Raw genomic sequence first — 17,284 nt, forward strand, 5'->3', positions numbered from 1 at the left:
GATGTGCGGCATGTCGCAGCAGCCCCCGATCGGAGTACGGCCCCGCCGCCCGCGCGCCCCGACGCGTCCATGTCGCTGCTGACCAACGTGATGGACCACAGCCTGGACGACGGGTATGCCGAGGCATCGGCTCGTCGCAAGGCGGACGGCCGCTCCGGTATGCCCCGCACGCTCAAGGCCAAGGTGGGTTTCGCCGCGTGCCTGGTGCTGGCGGCGCTCGTCGTCACGCTCGGCGCCGCGCAGGCACGGGTCTCGGCCCCGGTCCTCGCCAAGGAGCGCGAGGAACTCATCGACCGGATCGACGCGGAGACCGACGCGGCCGACACACTCGAAGCACAGGTCGAAGAGGTCCGCGACGACGTGAGCAGGCGTCAGCGCAAGGCGTTGGAGAAGCACGGAGGGGACCAGGCGGAGCTGGTCGCCCTGCTCTCCGGGGCGACGCCCGTGCACGGTCCCGGGATCAAGCTGGTCGTCGACGACGCGAAGGACACCGACCAGGGCGGTGGCGGTCCGCGCGAGACCAGCGGGTTCTCCGACACGGGACGGGTCCGCGACCGGGACATGCAGCGGGTCGTCAACGGCCTGTGGCAGTCCGGCGCCGAAGCGATCGCCATCAACGGGCAGCGGCTGACCGCCCTGTCGGCGATCCGCGCCGCGGGCGACGCCATACTGGTCGACAACAAACCGCTCGTGCCGCCGTACTCGGTGCTCGCGGTGGGGGACGGGAAGAAGCTCAGCGCCGCCTTCCAGGACACTGCGGACGGCCAGTACCTGCAAGCGCTGAAGGACACCTTCGACATCAGGACCAGCATCTCCGTCCAGGAGAAGGTGAGTCTCCCGGCCGCCCCGAGCCTGATCGTACGGACAGCAGAGCCTTATAAGGCCGCAGACACCGGCAGTGGTGCGGCAGAAACTGGGAAGGGCACATCGTGATCGCCGTACTGGGCCTCGTCGTGGGAGTCGTGGTCGGACTGTTGGTCCGGCCCGAAGTGCCGGCGGTGGTCGAGCCGTATCTCCCGATCGCCGTGGTGGCCGCCCTCGACGCGGTGTTCGGCGGCCTGCGCGCCATGCTGGACGGCATTTTCGTCGACAAGGTGTTCGTGGTCTCGTTCCTCTCGAACGTGGTCGTGGCCGCGCTGATCGTCTTCCTGGGTGACAAGCTGGGCGTCGGAGCGCAGCTCTCCACGGGTGTGGTGGTCGTCCTCGGCATCCGGATCTTCTCCAACGCCGCCGCGATCCGCCGGCACGTCTTCCGGGCCTGAGGCCGATGAGCAACGACGGATTCACAGACGGCCCGGAACAGCCCGGCGAGCGGCCTGCGGACGCCTCCCAGGAGCTCACCGGACGCCAGCGGCTGCTTGCCGGGGTGTGGCCGCCACGCGTCACCCGCGCCCAACTCATCGTCGCGGTGCTGCTGTTCGTCCTCGGCCTGGGACTGGCCATCCAGGTACGGTCCAACAGCGACAACAGCGCGCTGCGCGGTGCCCGCCAGGAGGACCTGGTCCGCATCCTCGACGAGGTGGACGACCGATCCCAGCGGCTGGAGGACGAGAAGCAGCGCCTCGACGACCAGCGCACGGAGCTGGAGAACAGCTCCGACCAGGCCGAGGAGGCCCGGAAGCAGACGGTCGAGAAGGAGCGTCAACTCGGCATCCTCGCGGGTACCGTTGCCGCGCACGGGCCCGGGATCACCCTCACGATCAACGACCCCGGTGACGCGGTGGAGGCGGACAAGCTGCTCGACGCCCTTCAGGAGCTCCGGGCAGCCGGCGCCGAGGCCATCGAGGTCAACGGCGTGCGCGTGGTGGCCAATACGTACTTCTCCGGCGACGGCGGTGCGATCAAGGTGGACAGCCGGAAGATTTCGGCGCCGTACGTCTTCAAGGTCATCGGCAAGCCGCAGGACCTGGAGCCGGCGCTGAACATTCCCGGCGGGGTGGTGCAGACGCTGGAGAAGGAGCAGGCCACCGTGCACGTGGCGCAAGCCGACGACATTGTCGTGGACGCCTTGCGACCGGCGGAGCGGCCTGACTACGCTCGGTCGTCGGCCCAGTGAACCGGGGACGCGTGGACGTCGGGGGACACGGGCAGAAGGTTGCGGGGGGTCGCCGCATCGTAATGGCGGTGCGTGGTGGAAACTGTCGAGTGGATACGGACGTTGTGAAGATGTCCGGGTCGGCAGGTGTGTTCATTCAGGGTTCGTCCTGCCCCACGGGCGGGTCTGTTTCGGTCAAGGGGAATCGCCCGTGAAGTTGTTTGGGAAGTTGTTCGGCAAGAGCGCACGCGATGAAGCTGCCCGCCATCGCGCACCGCGCCATGGCCAAGCCGACGAGCAGGGCGGCGAGCGCCCGCTCTTCCGCGATCAGGTGGCAGGTTCGGGGGGTGACAATCCGGGCGGTTCCGGCGCGTCGTCTGTTGACCCTGCCGGTCCCGGCCGCATAGGTTTCGGAGAACCGTCAACCTCAGGTACGGGTGGAGGGTTCGCCCCGAGGCAGGAAGGTGCGCCCATGCCGGTCTGTACGAGGTGCGGGCACCGCAATGCCGAGGCCAGTCGTTTCTGCTCCAACTGCGGCGCGCCGCTGCGGGGCGGGGTTCCCGAGCGAGCCTCGGAGACGACGTCGACCATCTCCATCTCGGGCCTTGAGGCATACGAGGCGGAGGCGACCGGTCAGACGTCCGTGCCGTCGCTCTCTCCCGAGGCTCAGGCCGCGGTGGACGCCCTGCCGCTCGGCTCGGCGCTCCTGGTGGTGCGGCGCGGTCCGAACTCGGGCAGCCGCTTCCTGCTGGACGGCGAGCTGACCACGGCCGGCCGCCACCCGCAGAGCGACATCTTCCTCGACGACGTGACGGTGTCGCGTCGTCACGTGGAGTTCCGCCGGAGCCCCGACGGCAGCTTCACGGTCGGGGATGTGGGCAGCCTGAACGGCACCTACGTCAATCGTGAGCGCATCGACTCCGTCGCGCTGTCCAACGGCGACGAAGTGCAGATCGGCAAGTACCGGCTGGTCTTCTACGCAAGCCAGCGGGCCGTCTGACCCGCTCCCCGACTCCGTCGGGGGGACCCCCAGGAAGGTCCATGCTGAGAACACCGACGGGCGGTGCCGGACACGGCACCGCCACCGACCGCCCGATGAGCATCGGGACGGTGCTCCTGCAGCTGCGGGAGGAGTTCCCGGAAGTCACCATCTCCAAGATTCGTTTCCTGGAGGCGGAGGGACTCGTCGAACCGCAGCGGACCCCCTCCGGGTACCGGAAGTTCCGCCCCGACGACGTCGAGCGGCTCGCTCAGGTGCTGCGGATGCAGCGGGACCACTACCTTCCGCTGAAGGTCATCCGTGAGCACCTGGACGCCCTCGCCCGGGGCGAACAGGCCGCCCTGCCGTCCCAGGACGGCGGGACGGACCTCGTCGAAGGTGGCTGGACCTGCGGGCCCGGGCGGGCCACGGCGGCCCGCATCGGCCGCGCCGAGCTCCTGGCCGCCGCCGAGGTCACCGAGAGTGACCTCGATGCGTGGGAGTCCTACGGTCTGGTCGTTCCGACGTCCGAGGGCGGATACGACGCCGAGGCGGTCACCGTCGCCAGGCTTGTGGCGGATCTGGGCCGATTCGGTCTGGAACCCCGTCATCTTCGCGCGATGCGAGCGGCCGCCGACCGGGAGGCCGGCCTGATCGAACAGGTCGTCGCGCCCCTGCGCCGGCACCGGAATCCGCAGACCAGGGCCCATGCCGAGGCCACTGCGAAGGAGCTTGCGGAACTCTCTGTACGGCTGCACTCGGCCCTCGTACAGACCGCTCTTCAGATCCGGCTCCACTGATCCCGGTGGAGCCCGACTACCCAAACCTGCCGAGCAAGTCCTAGGGTTGCTGTGTGAACGAGCTCGACGTTGTGGGTGTCCGGGTGGAAATGCCCTCCAACCAACCGATCGTGCTCCTGCGTGAAGTGGGAGGCGACCGGTACCTCCCCATTTGGATCGGTCCTGGTGAGGCGACCGCGATCGCCTTCGCCCAGCAGGGTATGGCTCCGGCCAGGCCGCTGACCCATGATCTCTTCAAGGATGTGCTCGAGGCCGTCGGCCAGGAGCTCACCGAGGTCCGGATCACGGACCTTCGCGAAGGGGTCTTCTACGCGGAGCTCGTCTTCGCGAGCGGAGTCGAGGTGAGCGCGCGGCCGTCCGACGCCATAGCGCTCGCCCTGCGCACCGGAACGCCGATCTACGGCAGTGACGGGGTGCTCGACGACGCGGGGATCGCGATTCCCGACGAGCAGGAGGACGAGGTGGAGAAGTTCCGCGAATTCCTCGATCAGATCTCGCCGGAGGACTTCGGTACGAACAGTCAGTGACGTCCCGAGGGGGCGCCGTCAGCGCATCCGAGAAGCCTTTCCCGGTCGGGAGTCACGGGAAACCACCCTCAGGGTGATTATCACTCGGCGTGCCGAGTGTGGCGATCGTTGACGCACCCCTGGTGACTGCCTACCTTCGAGTGGGCAGGTCAAGGACGGAGGTCGGCGTGAGAAGCAGCGGCGACGGTGCGGCAGTGGGTGGGCCGTATCCGCAGCAGGGGAGTACAGCCGGCCACACCATCAGGCAGCCGGCTGCGCCGGCTGAGGTGGCGGGGGACGGCGTGGCATCGGCCGACGACATCGGTTACCGCGGGCCGACGGCGTGCGCGGCGGCGGGGATCACCTACCGGCAGCTCGACTACTGGGCCCGCACCGGCCTTGTCGAGCCGAGCGTCCGCCCGGCCTACGGGTCGGGAACACAGCGTCTCTACAGCTTCCGGGACGTCGTCCTGCTGAAGATCGTGAAGCGCTTCCTCGACACCGGGGTGGCCCTCCAGAACATCCGCACCACGGTCCAGCATCTACGGGCCCGGGGCTTCCAGGACCTCGAACGCATGACCTTGATGAGCGACGGCGCGACCGTCTACGAGTGCTCCTCACCCGCCGAGGTCGTCGACCTGCTCCAGGGGGGCCAGGGCGTCTTCGGTATCGCCGTGGGGGTGGTGTGGCGGGACGTCGACGCCGCCCTGTCGCAACTGCACGGGGAACGGGTGGACACCGGGGAGACGCTGGTCGGGAACAACCCCGCCGACGAGCTCGCCCGACGGCGCAACCGGGCCGGCTGACCCGGTGGGAGCCCGCCCGGGCCGTAGACGTCCCGGGGCCACGGGCCGTCGCCGCGCGGCGGTTGTCAGTGCCGTAGGGCAGCATCGGTTGATGTGAGAGCCGCGCCCACCATCCTGCACCTGGACATGGATGCCTTCTACGCCTCTGCGGAGCAGGCGGCGAAGCCGAGCCTGCGCGGCAAGCCGGTGGTCGTGGGCGGGCTGGGGCCGCGTGGCGTCGTCGCCACCGCCTCGTACGAGGCCAGGCGCTTCGGGGTGCACTCGGCGATGCCGACGGCCCAGGCCAGAAGACTGGCGCCGAACGCCGCCTATCTCGTGCCGCGTTTCATGCTGTACCGGACCGTGAGTGACCAGGTCATGGAGCTGCTGGGCCGGCTCTCCCCGCTGGTCGAGCCGCTGAGCCTGGACGAGGCGTTCGTCGACCTGGAGGCCGGCGGGACCGCGGACGACACGGCCTCGGCGCTGGCGATCGGTGAGCAGCTGCGTGAGGCGATCGAGGCGGTCACCGGACTCAGCGGCTCCGTCGGCCTCGCGGGTTCCAAGATGCTGGCCAAGATCGCCTCCGAGGAGGCGAAGCCCAACGGGATCCTGCTGATAGAACCGGGCACCGAGCGGGACCTGCTCGCGCCCATGCCGGTGCGTACGCTCCCCGGCGTGGGGCCGGCCACCGCGGACCATCTGCGCCGCGCCGGGATGACCACGGTGAACGACCTGGCCGAGGCGGGCGAGGCCGAGCTCGTACGGCTGCTGGGCAGGGCGCACGGCGGCTCGCTGCACCGGATGGCGTCCGGCTACGACGACCGGCCGGTCGTCGCCGAGCGCGACGCGAAATCGGTCTCGGTCGAGGACACCTTCGACACCGACCTGCACGACCGGGTCCGGGTCAGGAGCGAGGTGGAGCGGCTGGCCGACCGGTGCGTCCAGCGGCTGCGGGCTGCGGAGCGCTCGGGCCGGACCGTGGTGCTGAAGGTGCGGCGGTACGACTTCTCGACCCTCACCCGGTCCGAGACGCTGCGCGGGCCCACCGACGACCCCACGGTGGTCCGGGAGGCCGCGGCACGGCTCCTGGAGTCGGTGGACACCACCGGGGGAGTGCGGCTGCTGGGCGTGGGTGTCACCGGACTGGCCGACTTCACGCAGGAGGATCTGTTCGCGCAGGCGGCCGACGAGCGGACGGCCGCGCAGCTCGCGGTGGCCGCCGAGCAGGGAGCCGGCGCCGGTACGGACGAGGGCGGGCCGCAGGACGAGGAGCCCGAGCAGGAGAGCGCCGAGCAGCTCGCCGCCCGGCGCTGGCCGGCCGGGCACGACGTACGTCATGACACCTACGGCCACGGCTGGGTGCAGGGCAGCGGGATCGGCCGGGTGACGGTGCGCTTCGAGGAGCCGGAATCGGCGCCCGGCCGGGTGCGTACGTTCCGCGTCGACGATCCGGACCTGCAGCCGGCCGATCCGCTGCCGCTCGTGCGGAACCCGGTCGACTACTCGTCCTGGCCGGCCAGCCTGCCGAAATCGCGGTCGGGGCCGGTTTCCTCGGGCAGCGAGTCCAGACCGTAGTGCCGGTAGAGCTGGAGCTCCTGTTCCGGCGAGAGATGCCGGCCGACCCCGAAGTCGGGCGCGTCCTTGATCAGCGCCCGGTCGAAGGGGATACGCAGCGCGTCCTCGACGAATTCGCTCGGTTCCAACGGGACGAAGGCATCCCGGCTGAACAGTCCGGTGCGTACGGCCGCCCATTCCGGCACGCCGGTCGCGTCGTCGAGGTACACCTCGTCCACGGTCCCGATCTTGGTGCCCTTGCGGTCGAACGCCTTGCGGCCGATCAGGCTGCGCGGATCGATATCGGTCTGCACGGACCCTCCCACTGGTCGCGGCTACTCCACAGGCACTACAGAAGTGCAGATCCGTGGCATTGGCCACTCGAGAACTCTGCCGGGAACCCCGCTGGTAGGCTGGCCGTGGCTGCTGACCCTGTGCGGGAGAGTCCTCCGGAGCGAATCCGGAGGCGCCGAAGGAGCAAATCCTCCCCGGAATCTCTCAGGCCCCCGTACCGCACGGACGAGGTCACTCTGGAAAGCAGGGCGGGTTTCGCACGGCCGTGGCCGAGGCGGACCTCTCCCTCACCGACGGTGAAAGCCGGTGCGAGCAGTGGGCACCGGTGAAGCTCTCAGGTCGAGATGACAGAGGGGGAGGCCGTTCGGGCACCCCGCGCCGTGGTGCCCCTCGCAGGTCGTGACAGACCAGGAGGCCTCCATCATGACCCCCCGTCGCACTTCGCTCTCCCAGCTGGAACAGGGAATCCCGTTCGAGCAGCGTCATATCGGTCCCGACGCCGCGGCGCAGGCGAAGATGCTTGCCCAGGTCGGTTACGGCTCGCTCGACGAGCTCACCGCGGCCGCGGTCCCCGATGTCATCAGGAGCGCGGAAGCGCTGCAGCTGCCGGCGGCCCGTACCGAGGCCGAGGTGCTGGCCGAACTGCGTCTGCTCGCCGACCGCAACCAGGTGCTGGCCCCGATGATCGGGCTCGGCTACTACGGCACGTTCACCCCGCCGGTGATCCTGCGCAACGTGATGGAGAACCCCGCCTGGTACACGGCCTACACGCCGTACCAGCCGGAGATCTCCCAGGGCCGCCTCGAAGCCCTGCTGAACTTCCAGACGATGGTCGCCGAACTGACCGGGCTGCCCACCTCCGGAGCCTCGCTCCTGGACGAGGGCACCGCCGCCGCCGAGGCCATGGCACTGGCGCGGCGCGTCGGCAAGGTCAAGAACGGCGTCTTCCTGGTCGACGCGGACACCCTTCCGCAGACCGTCGCCGTCATCGAGACCCGTGCCGAGCCGACCGGTGTCGAGGTCGTCGTCGCCGACCTCACCGACGGCATCCCGGCCGAGATCGCCGAGCGCGGCGTGTTCGGCGTGCTGCTGCAGTACCCGGGCGCCTCCGGAGCCGTACGCGACCTCAGGCCCGTCATCGAGCAGGCCCACGGGATCGGCGCGATCGTCACCGTGGCCGCCGACCTGCTGGCCCTCACCCTGCTCACCTCGCCGGGTGAGCTGGGCGCGGACATCGCCGTCGGCACCACCCAGCGTTTCGGCGTGCCGATGGGCTTCGGCGGACCGCACGCCGGCTTCATGGCCGTCCGCGAGAAGTTCGCCCGCAGCCTTCCGGGCCGCCTCGTGGGTGTCTCCGTGGACGCTGACGGCAACAAGGCGTACCGCCTGGCCCTGCAGACCCGTGAGCAGCACATCCGCCGGGAGAAGGCCACCAGCAACATCTGCACCGCCCAGGTGCTGCTCGCCGTGATGGCCGGCATGTACGCGGTCTACCACGGCCCCGACGGGCTGCGGACGATCGCGCGGCGCACCCACCGCTACGCCTCGATCCTCGCCGAGGGGCTGCGCGCGGCCGGTGCCGACGTGGTGACCGCTGCCCACTTCGACACGCTCACCGTCCGGGTCCCCGGCAGGGCCGCGCAGGTCGTCGCCGACGCCCGCGAGCGCGGCGTGAACCTGCGGCTCGTCGACGGCGATCTCGTCTCGCTCGCCTGTGACGAGACCACCACCCGTACGCAGGTCGCGGCCGTCTGGGCGGCCTTCGGCGTCGAGGGTGACATCGAGGCGCTGGACGCCACGACCGCCGAGGCGCTGCCCGAGCCGCTGCTGCGCACCGATGACATCCTGACCCACCCGGTCTTCCACCAGTACCGGTCGGAGACCGCGATGCTGCGCTACCTGCGCAGGCTCGCCGACCGCGACTACGCGCTGGACCGCGGCATGATCCCGCTGGGCTCCTGCACGATGAAGCTGAACGCCACGGCCGAGATGGAGTCGATCACCTGGCCCGAGTTCGGGGCGCTGCACCCCTTCGCGCCGGCCGAGCAGGCACAGGGCTTCCTGACGCTCATCCGCGAGCTGGAGGAGCGCCTGGCCGAGGTCACCGGCTACGACGCGGTCTCCATCCAGCCCAACGCCGGCTCGCAGGGCGAGTTCGCGGGTCTGCTGGCCGTCCGCGCGTACCACCGCGCCAACGGTGACGAGGGGCGGACCGTCTGCCTGATTCCGTCCTCCGCGCACGGCACCAACGCGGCGAGCGCCGTGATGGCCGGGATGAAGGTCGTCGTGGTGAAGACCGCCGACGACGGCGAGGTCGACATCGAGGACCTCCGCGCCAAGATCGCGCAGCACCGCGACGAGCTCGCCGTGCTCATGATCACCTACCCGTCGACCCACGGCGTCTTCGAGGAGCACGTCGCCGACATCTGCGCCGAGGTGCACGACGCGGGCGGTCAGGTGTACGTCGACGGTGCCAACCTCAACGCGCTGGTCGGCCTGGCCAAGCCGGGCCACTTCGGCGGCGACGTCTCGCACCTGAACCTGCACAAGACCTTCTGCATCCCGCACGGCGGCGGCGGTCCCGGTGTCGGGCCCGTGGGCGTGCGCGCCCACCTGGCGCCGTACCTGCCGAACCACCCGCTGCAGCCGGCCGCCGGTCCGGAGACCGGGGTCGGCCCGATCTCGGCCGCTCCGTGGGGCTCCGCGGGCATCCTGCCGATCTCCTGGGCGTACGTGCGCCTGATGGGCGGCGAGGGTCTGAAGCGCGCGACGCAGGTCGCCGTGCTCGCCGCCAACTACGTCGCCAAGCGGCTGGAGCCGCACTACCCGATCCTGTACAACGGCCCGGCCGGACTGGTCGCGCACGAGTGCATCGTGGACCTGCGGCCGATCTCCAAGGCGACCGGCGTGAGCATCGACGACGTGGCCAAGCGCCTCATCGACTACGGCTTCCACTCGCCGACGATGTCGTTCCCGGTCGCGGGGACGCTGATGATCGAGCCGACCGAGAGCGAGGACCTCGCGGAGCTGGACCGCTTCTGCGACACGATGATCGCCATTCGCGGCGAGATCGAGAAGGTCGCCTCCGGTGAGTGGAGCGCGGACGACAACCCGCTGGGCAACGCCCCGCACACGGCGGCCGCGCTGGGCGGGGAATGGGCGCACGGCTACAGCCGTGAGGTGGCGGTCTTCCCGTCCGGTGTCCAGGCCGCCGACAAGTACTGGCCGCCGGTGCGGCGGATCGACGGTGCGTTCGGTGACCGCAACCTCGTCTGTTCCTGCCCGCCGCTGGACGAGTACGACAACTGACGGCTTGAGCGTCGCTGTGTGACGCGGAACTGCGTCGGGGCCGGTGCGGAGACTTCTCCGGGCCGGCCCCTGTCCTTACCTGCCGCGGTCAGGCGGCCTTCACCACCCGGCCCGTTCCCAGCGGCCGGTGCGGAGCGATGATCTGCCCGTCCGGGAGCAGCTCACCGGTGTCCTCGAAGAGCAGGACGCCGTTGCACAGCAGGCTCCAGCCCTGTTCCGGATGGTGCGCCACCAGGCGGGCGGCTTCCCTGTCGGCTGAGTCGGCTGTGGGGCAGGGTGGCTGGTGCTGACACATGGATGGGTTCTTTCGCTGCGTTGAGTGGAGTGTCCTGCGGCTTGAAGAGTGGTTCATGGCCGCCCCCGTATCGATCGGTCCGTTCCCAGTGTTGCCCCACGGGCGTCAATCCGCAGGGATTTCGCGGCAGCGCTTCTTCTCCTCTCATGACGCATCACCCGGCCGGACGGTTCAACGCAACTGCACTGTCACTTCGGATGGTTCGGGGTGGGCTGATGGGGCTAGTCCGGATGGGGCGCGCGTGCGCCTCGCGGCGCTGTGCCCGCCACCGGAATCGGTGGCGGGCACAGCGAAGTGGGGGCGGCCCGGCTTCAGGCCGGAGAGCCGAGCAGCGGGCCGGGGCCGGGAGCGATGCGGGTGGTGATCACGGGAAGCAGGTCGGCGACCCGGTGCGGACGATGTGCCGCGATACCCGGAGGGGCGGGCGCCAGCGGAACCAGCAGATCGGCCGGGGCGGGCGACCCGCCGGACGCGTCGGCCTCGGTGTCCTCGTGCAGCCACAGCGCCAGCATGTAGAGCTCAGGAATGGACAGCAGCCTCGGCTGGTAGTGCGTCTTTGCCGCCTCCGCCTGGCGCAATGCCAGTTCGGTGGAGGCGATGTAGGGGCCCTCGAAGAAGTGCGAGAAGGTCCAGCCGTCGGGGGTGAGCATGGTGTCCGCCGCGGCGACTGCCCGCTCCGCACTGCGGATCTGGAAGCGCCAGGCGGCGAGCCGGGTGGTGGGTGTGAGACCGCCCGCTCCGATTCGGTCCAGTACATGGACGGGGAGCGGGTGTTCGGGGCTCAGCGGGCCCTGGACGGACCGCAGAGCGGGGTTCGGGCCTCGCGGACCGCGGTGGGTGATCCGAGCGCCGCGAGTACGCTTCTCAGCGCGGGCGCGGGAGCCGGGGGAACATGCAGCGGCATAGTGGGTCGCCTCTCACTTCGGAGACACGGTGGAGCGTGGGCGGGTGCAGACGGCGCTGTCGGCGTGCGGGGCCAGAGGAGGCCGGTGACTGAGCCGGTGCGTCAACTCTCTGCCTCGTCCGCGGAGTTTATACGACACGTGTTCACGCGGTGTTTCCACTAGCCGCCACGACTATTGCCGGCAAGGCGGTATCCGGACTTAATTATGCGGAGATTATGCTGATTCGATGCGAGCGGCGCAGCCACCGCCTCGGGTTTTTCCCCCAGCGCGGTAGGCTGAAACACGTCGGCGCATTGCTCGGACGCCGAACGGTGGAAACTGCGCCCTGCGTCATGCCGAGTGAATGTGCCGCGGGCCGTGGTCATCAGATTAGCGGGTGCGCGCCGTCCGGGGACGTTATAGATCACCCTGTCTGGGCATTATCGATCGTGACGCGAGCGGCCTGGGCCGCGGGCTGCCCACTCGAGGAGGGACACTTCGATGGGGGAGAAGGTCGTGGCGGACGCCTTTGACCTGTCTGACCGGCAAAGGTACCGGCGGAAGCTGCACCGGTGCCTGGAGGGGCTGGGGAGGCTCCTGTCGGAGCGGAGGTTCGATCGGCCGCGCAACCTCATGGGCATGGAGATCGAGCTGAATCTGGCGGGCTCCGACGGCATGCCGAAGATGATGAATGGACAGGTCCTGGAGCGCATCGCGAGCCGCGATTTCCAGACCGAACTCGGTATGTTCAATCTGGAAGTGAACATAGTTCCCCATCATCTCACAGGCCGCGTTCTCGACCAGCTGGCCGAGGAGTTGCGCACCGGTCTCGGATATGCCGACCGGAAGGCCGGCGAGGTCGACGCCGGGATCATGATGATCGGAATACTGCCCACGCTGGGCAGTCAGGACATGGTCCGCTCGAACCTCTCCGACGTGGACCGCTACGCACTGCTGAACGATCAAATGGTGGCGGCGCGCGGCGAGGATTTCTCCCTCGATATCGAAGGCGTCGAGCGCTTGGTCTGCACTTCCGGGTCGATCACACCGGAAGCGGCCTGTACCTCGGTCCAGCTGCATCTGCAGGTGACCCCGGAGCGCTTCCCGGACGTGTGGAACGCGGCCCAGGCCGTCGCCGCGGTCCAGGTGGCGCTGGGAGCCAATTCGCCGTTCCTGTTCGGCCGGGAGCTGTGGCGGGAGTCGCGGCCGCCGCTGTTCCTGCAGGCCACGGACACCCGGCCGCCCGAACTGCAGAATCAGGGGGTGCGCCCGCGGACCTGGTTCGGGGAACGCTGGATCGGTTCGGCGTTCGAGCTCTTCGAGGAGAACGTCCGCTACTTCCCCCCGCTCCTGCCCATCTGCGACGAGGAGGACCCGCTTCGGGTCCTCGACGACGGCGGGGTGCCGCGGCTCCAGGAGCTCGTGCTGCACAACGGCACGGTCTACCGGTGGAACCGGCCGGTGTACGGGCTGTCGGACGGCGTACCCCACCTCCGGGTGGAGAACCGCGTGCTGCCCGCGGGGCCGACCGTCGCCGACGTGATCGCCAATACCGCCCTCTACTACGGACTGGTCCGGGCCCTCGCCGAGGAGTCCCGCCCGGTGTGGACCAGAATGCCGTTCTCCGCCGCGGCCGAGAACTTCGACACCGCCTGCCGGCAGGGCATCGAAGCCGAGCTGCTCTGGCCCCGGTCCGGCCGCTCGGGCGGTCTGACGAAGGTGCCGGCCGTCAAGCTCGTACGCGACGAACTGCTGCCGCTGGCCGCGGCGGGGCTCGACGCCTGGAACATCGCCCCCGCGGACCGCGACCACTACCTCGGGATCATCGAGGAGCGGTGCAGGCGGCGGACGAACGGGGCGTCCTGGCAGGCGGACACCTACCACCGGGCGAGGGAGGCCGGAATGGGGCGGCAGGCGGCACTCGCTGCCATGACCCGCCGGTACGGCGAACTCATGCAGGACGGCGAGCCCGTGCACACCTGGCCGGTGGGCGTCCCGGCACCGTGACCGGACCCGGCCGCCCGTAAGCGCTGCTTCTGCGGGCGGCCGGGTGCGCAGTTGCCGCGCCCCGTCCCTGCCGCCGCGCAGGTCCTACTCCTCGGCTCCGCGGCCGCTCTGCCCGGCGGTCATGACGGCCTGCAGAATCACCGCCTGGATCTCCGCCGGGTCGTTGACCTGGTAGCCGCCGCCACCGGTCACCTTGGCTATCTCGTTCACCTCGTCGCGGTCAGCGTCCGGCCCCACCGCGATGGCGAGCAGCGGAACCGGTCGCTCCGGGTCGGCGATCCGCTTCAGTTCCGCGATCAGTGCGCTGCGCGAGATGGAAAGGTCGTCCTGGTTCGAGCCGTCGGTGAGGATCACCACGGCGTTGAACTTTCCCTTCACATACGTGCGCTGCGCCTCCTTGTAGGCGGCCAGCGTGGTGTCGTACAGCCCGGTCGCACCGTCGGGCACCGGCTTCAGCGCGGCGAACGCGGCGGCGAGCTTCTCGCGGTGGGTGCCGCCGCCCTTGGCCGCGTCCCCGAGCCGGCTGGTCGCCACCAGCCTGCGGTAGTCCTTGTCGCCGTCCAGCGTGGTGGCGAACTCCCACAGGCCGATCTCGTCGTTCGGGGTGAACTGGTCGAGGGCCTGGATCAGGGAGGCCTTGGTGACGTCCATCCGGGACTGGTTGCGCCCCGGCACGACCGTGGCCATCGATCCGGAGGCGTCGACGACCGTGGTGAGCCGGGCGCTCTGCACGGTGATCGTCCACATGCCGAGCGCTTCCTGCAGCGCCTCGTCGGACGGCGCGGTGGCGGGCGATGTGGCGTACGGCTGCGGGGACTTGCCGCCCGCCGAGGCGACGAGGCTCTCGCCCGCAGTGCCGTCGGTGGTCCGGAAGCCGTGCTCCGCCAGGGTGTGCTGCGCGCTGTCCTCGGAGAGCAGCGTCATGAACCGCAGGGCCGCCCGGCTCTCGTCGAGGCTCTGCTGTTCCTCGTTGACCAGTGTGAAGGGGTAGTTGAGCAGCGGCGTGCCGTCCTTGGGGTAGAAGAGGTCCAGCCTCCCGTCCTCGGTCGACTCGGCGTTGTGGGCGAACGCGGCCTGTTCGGACAGCAGCACCGCCTGGTTGCGCGAGGGGTTGCCCGCCTCGGCACCGGAGCCGTCCTGGGCCAGCGTCCCGAGGACCTGGGTGTCACCGTCGGACATCCGCTGGGCGAGCAGCTTGGCGGTGGCCGCGACACGGGTGTCGCTGTCGCCTCCCTGTTTGCCGGACGAGGTGGCGATGCTGGTGAGCGCCAGCAGGCCGGTGGCGCTGCGCGCCGGGTCGGCCGCGCCCAGGCGCACCTTGTCGGCATCCATCGCCGCGGCCGTCACCTGCGCCCAGGAGTACTGCTTCTGCGGCCAGCCGAGGCTCTTGGCGGCGGCGGGCACCATGGCGAGGGCGACCGGCGAGGAGGCCACGGAGTCGCCCGGAGTGATCGGAACGGCGTCGCCGGTCCCCTTCGCGCGGCTCAGCCAGAGATCGGAATCCGGCAGCCACATCTGGTAGTCAGGCTTGCGGGTGCCGCCGGCGAGTGCGTCGGCGACCTTGTACGAGTCACGGGCCACCACTTCCACGTCCACGCAGTGGCCGTCGGATCTCAGATCGTCCTTGCGTGCCTTGTCGGCGACGGCACGCACGGCGGGAGCGATGTCCGGTGAGGTCATCATGGACAGACGGACGGCGGAGTCCCCGCAGGAGTTCGAGAACGACAGCAGGCCGCCCTGGGCCGCCACCGCCGTCCCCGCGGCGACGGCGAGAACGAGCATGGTGGCGATGGCTACGGTGCGGCGGCGGCGCGGTGGACGGTCCCCGCTTCCGTCCGCCGCGTAGTCGTCGGGCAAGCTGTGACGTCCCATGTCGGTGGTGCCCCTCCTTGAGGATGAACAAGGAAAAGGGGGACCACACCATCGGCAATGGTGCTCGTCCCCCGGCCAGTCGCGCATGATCTTCGTACCTGCATTCGAGACCCTAGCGGGGCGGGGAGTGGCATGGGACGTGAATGCACAACCCAGGGCAGGTGTACAGGTGGAGGAGGGGCGCGTGGCTGATTCTTATCCCCAGGAGGCCGTGTCACGACGGATCTTGCGGTCCGAAACGGTGTTGGTACTGGCGCTCTCGCTGGGGGCCAGCGGGGTGTCTGCCCTGATCAGTTTTGTCGGATCGCTGACGAAACCGGGGGGTTTGAAGGACCAGGCGGCGACCCTCAACAGTTCGTACGCCCCGGGGCGTCCCTGGCTGGATCTCGCCTGGCAGCTCTTCGGCATCGCGACAGCACTCGTGCCCGTCGCCCTGGTGGCGCATCTGCTGATGAGGGAGGGGACGGGCCTGCGGGCGATCGGGTTCGACCGGACCAGGCCGTGGCCGGACCTGGGGCGCGGCACGCTGGTGGCGGCGGGTATCGGCAGTGCCGGGCTGGCCTTCTACCTGGTGGCCAGGGCCGCCGGTTTCAACCTCACGGTCGTTCCCGAGTCCCTGCCCGACGTGTGGTGGAAGTTCCCGGTCCTCATCCTGTCGGCGATCCAGAACTCCGTGCTGGAGGAAGTGATCGTCGTCGGGTATCTGCTGCGCCGGCTGGGGCAGTTGGGGTGGACGCCGATGGCCGCCCTGGTGGCCAGCTCGGTGCTGCGCGGCTCCTACCACCTGTACCAGGGCATCGGCGGTTTCCTCGGCAACATGGCGATGGGGGTGGTCTTCGTGCTGCTGTACCGCCGCTGGCAGCGGGTGGGGCCACTGGTCGCGGCGCACGCGCTGCTCGACATCGGGGCGTTCGTCGGATACGCGCTGCTGGCCGGGAAGGTGGGCTGGCTGCCCACCCCATGAGCGGGTGCGGGGCCGTGGGGCGGCGGGAGGGGGTGGGCGGGACGATCCGCACACCCCCTCCCGCCGTCCCACGCCGACCGTCAGAGGGTGACGAGCAGCTCCCCGTCCAGGACCGTCACCGCGCGGCCGGTCAGCAGGGTGCGGGCACCGCGCAACGAGGTGCGGACCAGCCCGGAGCGGGCGGACGCCTGGAGGCCGGTCAGCTCGTCGCGGCCGAGGCGGGCCGACCAGAACGGCGCCAGGGCGGTGTGTGCGCTGCCCGTCACCGGGTCCTCGTCGATGCCGACCGCGGGGAAGAAGCCCCGGGAGACGAAGTCGTAGCCGCAGTCGGGGGCGGCGGCCGCGGCCGTGGCGATGACGCCGCGCCGCGAGTGGGCGGTCAGTGCCGCGAAATCGGGGGCGAGTCCTCGTACGGTCGCCTCGTCGCCCAGTTCCACCAGCAGGTCGCCGATGTGCGGGCCCGTGTCGTGCACGGACACGGGCTCCGCCCCAGGGCGGCGGCCAGTCCCTCCGCCGGGGCCTCGGGGGTCAGCGGCGCGGTGGGGAAGTCGAGGGCGATCGAGCCGTCCGGGTGCGCGGTCGAGGTGAGCACCCCGCACCGCGCGGCGAACCGCACCGTGCCGCTCGCGGCCGCGGTGGTGTGCAGGACATGGGCGGTAGCGAGCGTGGCGTGGCCGCACATGTCGACCTCGGTGACCGGGGTGAACCAGCGCAGCGCCCAGTCCGCGTCGCCGCCCGGCGGCAGCGGGTGCGCGAACGCGGTCTCGGAGAGGTTCAGCTCCGCGGCGACCTGCTGGAGCCGGCTGTCATCGGGGAAGCCGCCTGGGCCCAGGAGCAGGACGCCGGCGGGATTGCCGGTGAAGGGGCGGTCGGTGAACGCGTCGACGATTCGAATCCTCATGGCCCGACCGTAGGTGCGCCGCGGTGCCGCAGGCCAAGGCCAATTCGGCATCCGCGGACCGCTGCCGCGGCAGCGACCCGTGCGTCGGCCGCGGCCTGC

General features: G+C 70.2%; 14 protein-coding genes, 2 pseudogenes and 1 riboswitch. Of the genes and pseudogenes, 11 read left to right on the forward strand and 5 right to left on the reverse strand.

Annotated features, from left to right (window positions below):
* Nucleotides 1-69: 69 nt before the first annotated feature.
* From LNW71_RS28860 to LNW71_RS28895, 8 genes are all read left to right on the forward strand, one after another.
* Entirely contained in the window at nucleotides 70-933 is an 864-nt protein-coding gene (locus LNW71_RS28860) for a DUF881 domain-containing protein (protein WP_250970875.1), read from the forward strand.
* On the forward strand, nucleotides 930-1,262 hold the full coding sequence (locus LNW71_RS28865) for a small basic family protein (protein ID WP_003970459.1): 333 nt from the start codon (nucleotides 930-932) through the stop codon (nucleotides 1,260-1,262). Before LNW71_RS28860 ends, LNW71_RS28865 begins: the two co-directional genes overlap by 4 nt.
* Before the next feature lie 5 nt (nucleotides 1,263-1,267).
* Nucleotides 1,268-2,056 carry a DUF881 domain-containing protein gene (locus LNW71_RS28870; protein WP_250970876.1) on the forward strand — a complete coding sequence of 263 codons (789 nt, stop codon included), beginning with the start codon at nucleotides 1,268-1,270 and terminating at the stop codon, nucleotides 2,054-2,056.
* Between the two features lie 190 nt (nucleotides 2,057-2,246).
* Nucleotides 2,247-3,035, forward strand: coding sequence for an FHA domain-containing protein (locus tag LNW71_RS28875; RefSeq protein WP_250970877.1), 789 nt, complete (start codon nucleotides 2,247-2,249; stop codon nucleotides 3,033-3,035).
* A gap of 41 nt (nucleotides 3,036-3,076) precedes the next feature.
* The gene (locus LNW71_RS28880; RefSeq protein WP_250970878.1) at nucleotides 3,077-3,814 is read left to right on the forward strand and encodes a MerR family transcriptional regulator; all 738 of its coding nucleotides are present in this window, start codon (nucleotides 3,077-3,079) and stop codon (nucleotides 3,812-3,814) included.
* 53 nt (nucleotides 3,815-3,867) lie between these two features.
* Nucleotides 3,868-4,341, forward strand: a complete 474-nt coding sequence (locus tag LNW71_RS28885) for a bifunctional nuclease family protein (RefSeq protein WP_006123076.1) — start codon at nucleotides 3,868-3,870, stop codon at nucleotides 4,339-4,341.
* A 167-nt stretch (nucleotides 4,342-4,508) separates the two neighbouring features.
* The gene (locus LNW71_RS28890; protein ID WP_250970879.1) at nucleotides 4,509-5,126 is read left to right on the forward strand and encodes a MerR family transcriptional regulator; all 618 of its coding nucleotides are present in this window, start codon (nucleotides 4,509-4,511) and stop codon (nucleotides 5,124-5,126) included.
* Between the two features lie 93 nt (nucleotides 5,127-5,219).
* Nucleotides 5,220-6,680, forward strand: coding sequence for a DNA polymerase IV (locus LNW71_RS28895; protein ID WP_250970880.1), 1,461 nt, complete (start codon nucleotides 5,220-5,222; stop codon nucleotides 6,678-6,680).
* Here LNW71_RS28895 and LNW71_RS28900 read toward each other — a convergent pair.
* Entirely contained in the window at nucleotides 6,605-6,973 is a 369-nt protein-coding gene (locus tag LNW71_RS28900) for a PRC-barrel domain-containing protein (RefSeq protein ID WP_250970881.1), read from the reverse strand. The two genes, LNW71_RS28895 and LNW71_RS28900, sit on opposite strands and share 76 nt — an antisense overlap.
* Before the next feature lie 113 nt (nucleotides 6,974-7,086).
* Nucleotides 7,087-7,183: riboswitch (glycine riboswitch) on the forward strand.
* 193 nt (nucleotides 7,184-7,376) lie between these two features.
* On the opposite strand from LNW71_RS28900, the gene gcvP reads away from it, so the two are divergent.
* Complete coding sequence (gene gcvP, locus LNW71_RS28905; RefSeq protein WP_250970882.1) at nucleotides 7,377-10,262, forward strand: aminomethyl-transferring glycine dehydrogenase; 2,886 nt, start codon at nucleotides 7,377-7,379, stop codon at nucleotides 10,260-10,262.
* An 88-nt stretch (nucleotides 10,263-10,350) separates the two neighbouring features.
* On the opposite strand, the gene LNW71_RS28910 is transcribed toward gcvP, so the two are convergent.
* On the reverse strand, nucleotides 10,351-10,557 hold the full coding sequence (locus LNW71_RS28910) for a DUF5999 family protein (protein WP_136326371.1): 207 nt from the start codon (nucleotides 10,555-10,557) through the stop codon (nucleotides 10,351-10,353).
* Between the two features lie 311 nt (nucleotides 10,558-10,868).
* A pseudogene (locus LNW71_RS28915) lies at nucleotides 10,869-11,461 on the reverse strand (hypothetical protein).
* A gap of 481 nt (nucleotides 11,462-11,942) precedes the next feature.
* Here LNW71_RS28915 and LNW71_RS28920 point away from each other — a divergent pair.
* Nucleotides 11,943-13,448, forward strand: a complete 1,506-nt coding sequence (locus LNW71_RS28920) for a glutamate-cysteine ligase family protein (protein WP_250970884.1) — start codon at nucleotides 11,943-11,945, stop codon at nucleotides 13,446-13,448.
* An 84-nt stretch (nucleotides 13,449-13,532) separates the two neighbouring features.
* Here the strand turns inward: LNW71_RS28920 and LNW71_RS28925 are convergent, their stop codons facing one another.
* Complete coding sequence (locus LNW71_RS28925) at nucleotides 13,533-15,320, reverse strand: substrate-binding domain-containing protein (protein ID WP_250970885.1); 1,788 nt, start codon at nucleotides 15,318-15,320, stop codon at nucleotides 13,533-13,535.
* 184 nt (nucleotides 15,321-15,504) lie between these two features.
* On the opposite strand from LNW71_RS28925, the gene LNW71_RS28930 reads away from it, so the two are divergent.
* The gene (locus tag LNW71_RS28930; RefSeq protein WP_250970886.1) at nucleotides 15,505-16,284 is read left to right on the forward strand and encodes a CPBP family intramembrane glutamic endopeptidase; all 780 of its coding nucleotides are present in this window, start codon (nucleotides 15,505-15,507) and stop codon (nucleotides 16,282-16,284) included.
* An 80-nt stretch (nucleotides 16,285-16,364) separates the two neighbouring features.
* Here LNW71_RS28930 and LNW71_RS28935 read toward each other — a convergent pair.
* Nucleotides 16,365-17,185: pseudogene (locus tag LNW71_RS28935) on the reverse strand (PhzF family phenazine biosynthesis protein).
* Nucleotides 17,186-17,284 lie beyond the last annotated feature (99 nt).

The organism is Streptomyces sp. RKAG290, from assembly GCF_023701695.1.
Taxonomy (GTDB): Bacteria; Actinomycetota; Actinomycetes; order Streptomycetales; family Streptomycetaceae; genus Streptomyces.

What these genes read in the sequence shown, in the direction of transcription:
- LNW71_RS28870 (WP_250970876.1), top strand. Translation starts at nt 1,268, where the DNA reads ATGAGCAACGACGGATTCACAGACGGCCCGGAACAGCCCGGCGAGCGG.
- LNW71_RS28925 (WP_250970885.1), bottom strand. Translation starts at nt 15,320, where the DNA reads ATGGGACGTCACAGCTTGCCCGACGACTACGCGGCGGACGGAAGCGGG.
- LNW71_RS28910 (WP_136326371.1), bottom strand. Translation starts at nt 10,557, where the DNA reads ATGTGTCAGCACCAGCCACCCTGCCCCACAGCCGACTCAGCCGACAGG.
- LNW71_RS28920 (WP_250970884.1), top strand. Translation starts at nt 11,943, where the DNA reads ATGGGGGAGAAGGTCGTGGCGGACGCCTTTGACCTGTCTGACCGGCAA.
- gcvP (WP_250970882.1), top strand. Translation starts at nt 7,377, where the DNA reads ATGACCCCCCGTCGCACTTCGCTCTCCCAGCTGGAACAGGGAATCCCG.
- LNW71_RS28860 (WP_250970875.1), top strand. Translation starts at nt 70, where the DNA reads ATGTCGCTGCTGACCAACGTGATGGACCACAGCCTGGACGACGGGTAT.
- LNW71_RS28880 (WP_250970878.1), top strand. Translation starts at nt 3,077, where the DNA reads ATGCTGAGAACACCGACGGGCGGTGCCGGACACGGCACCGCCACCGAC.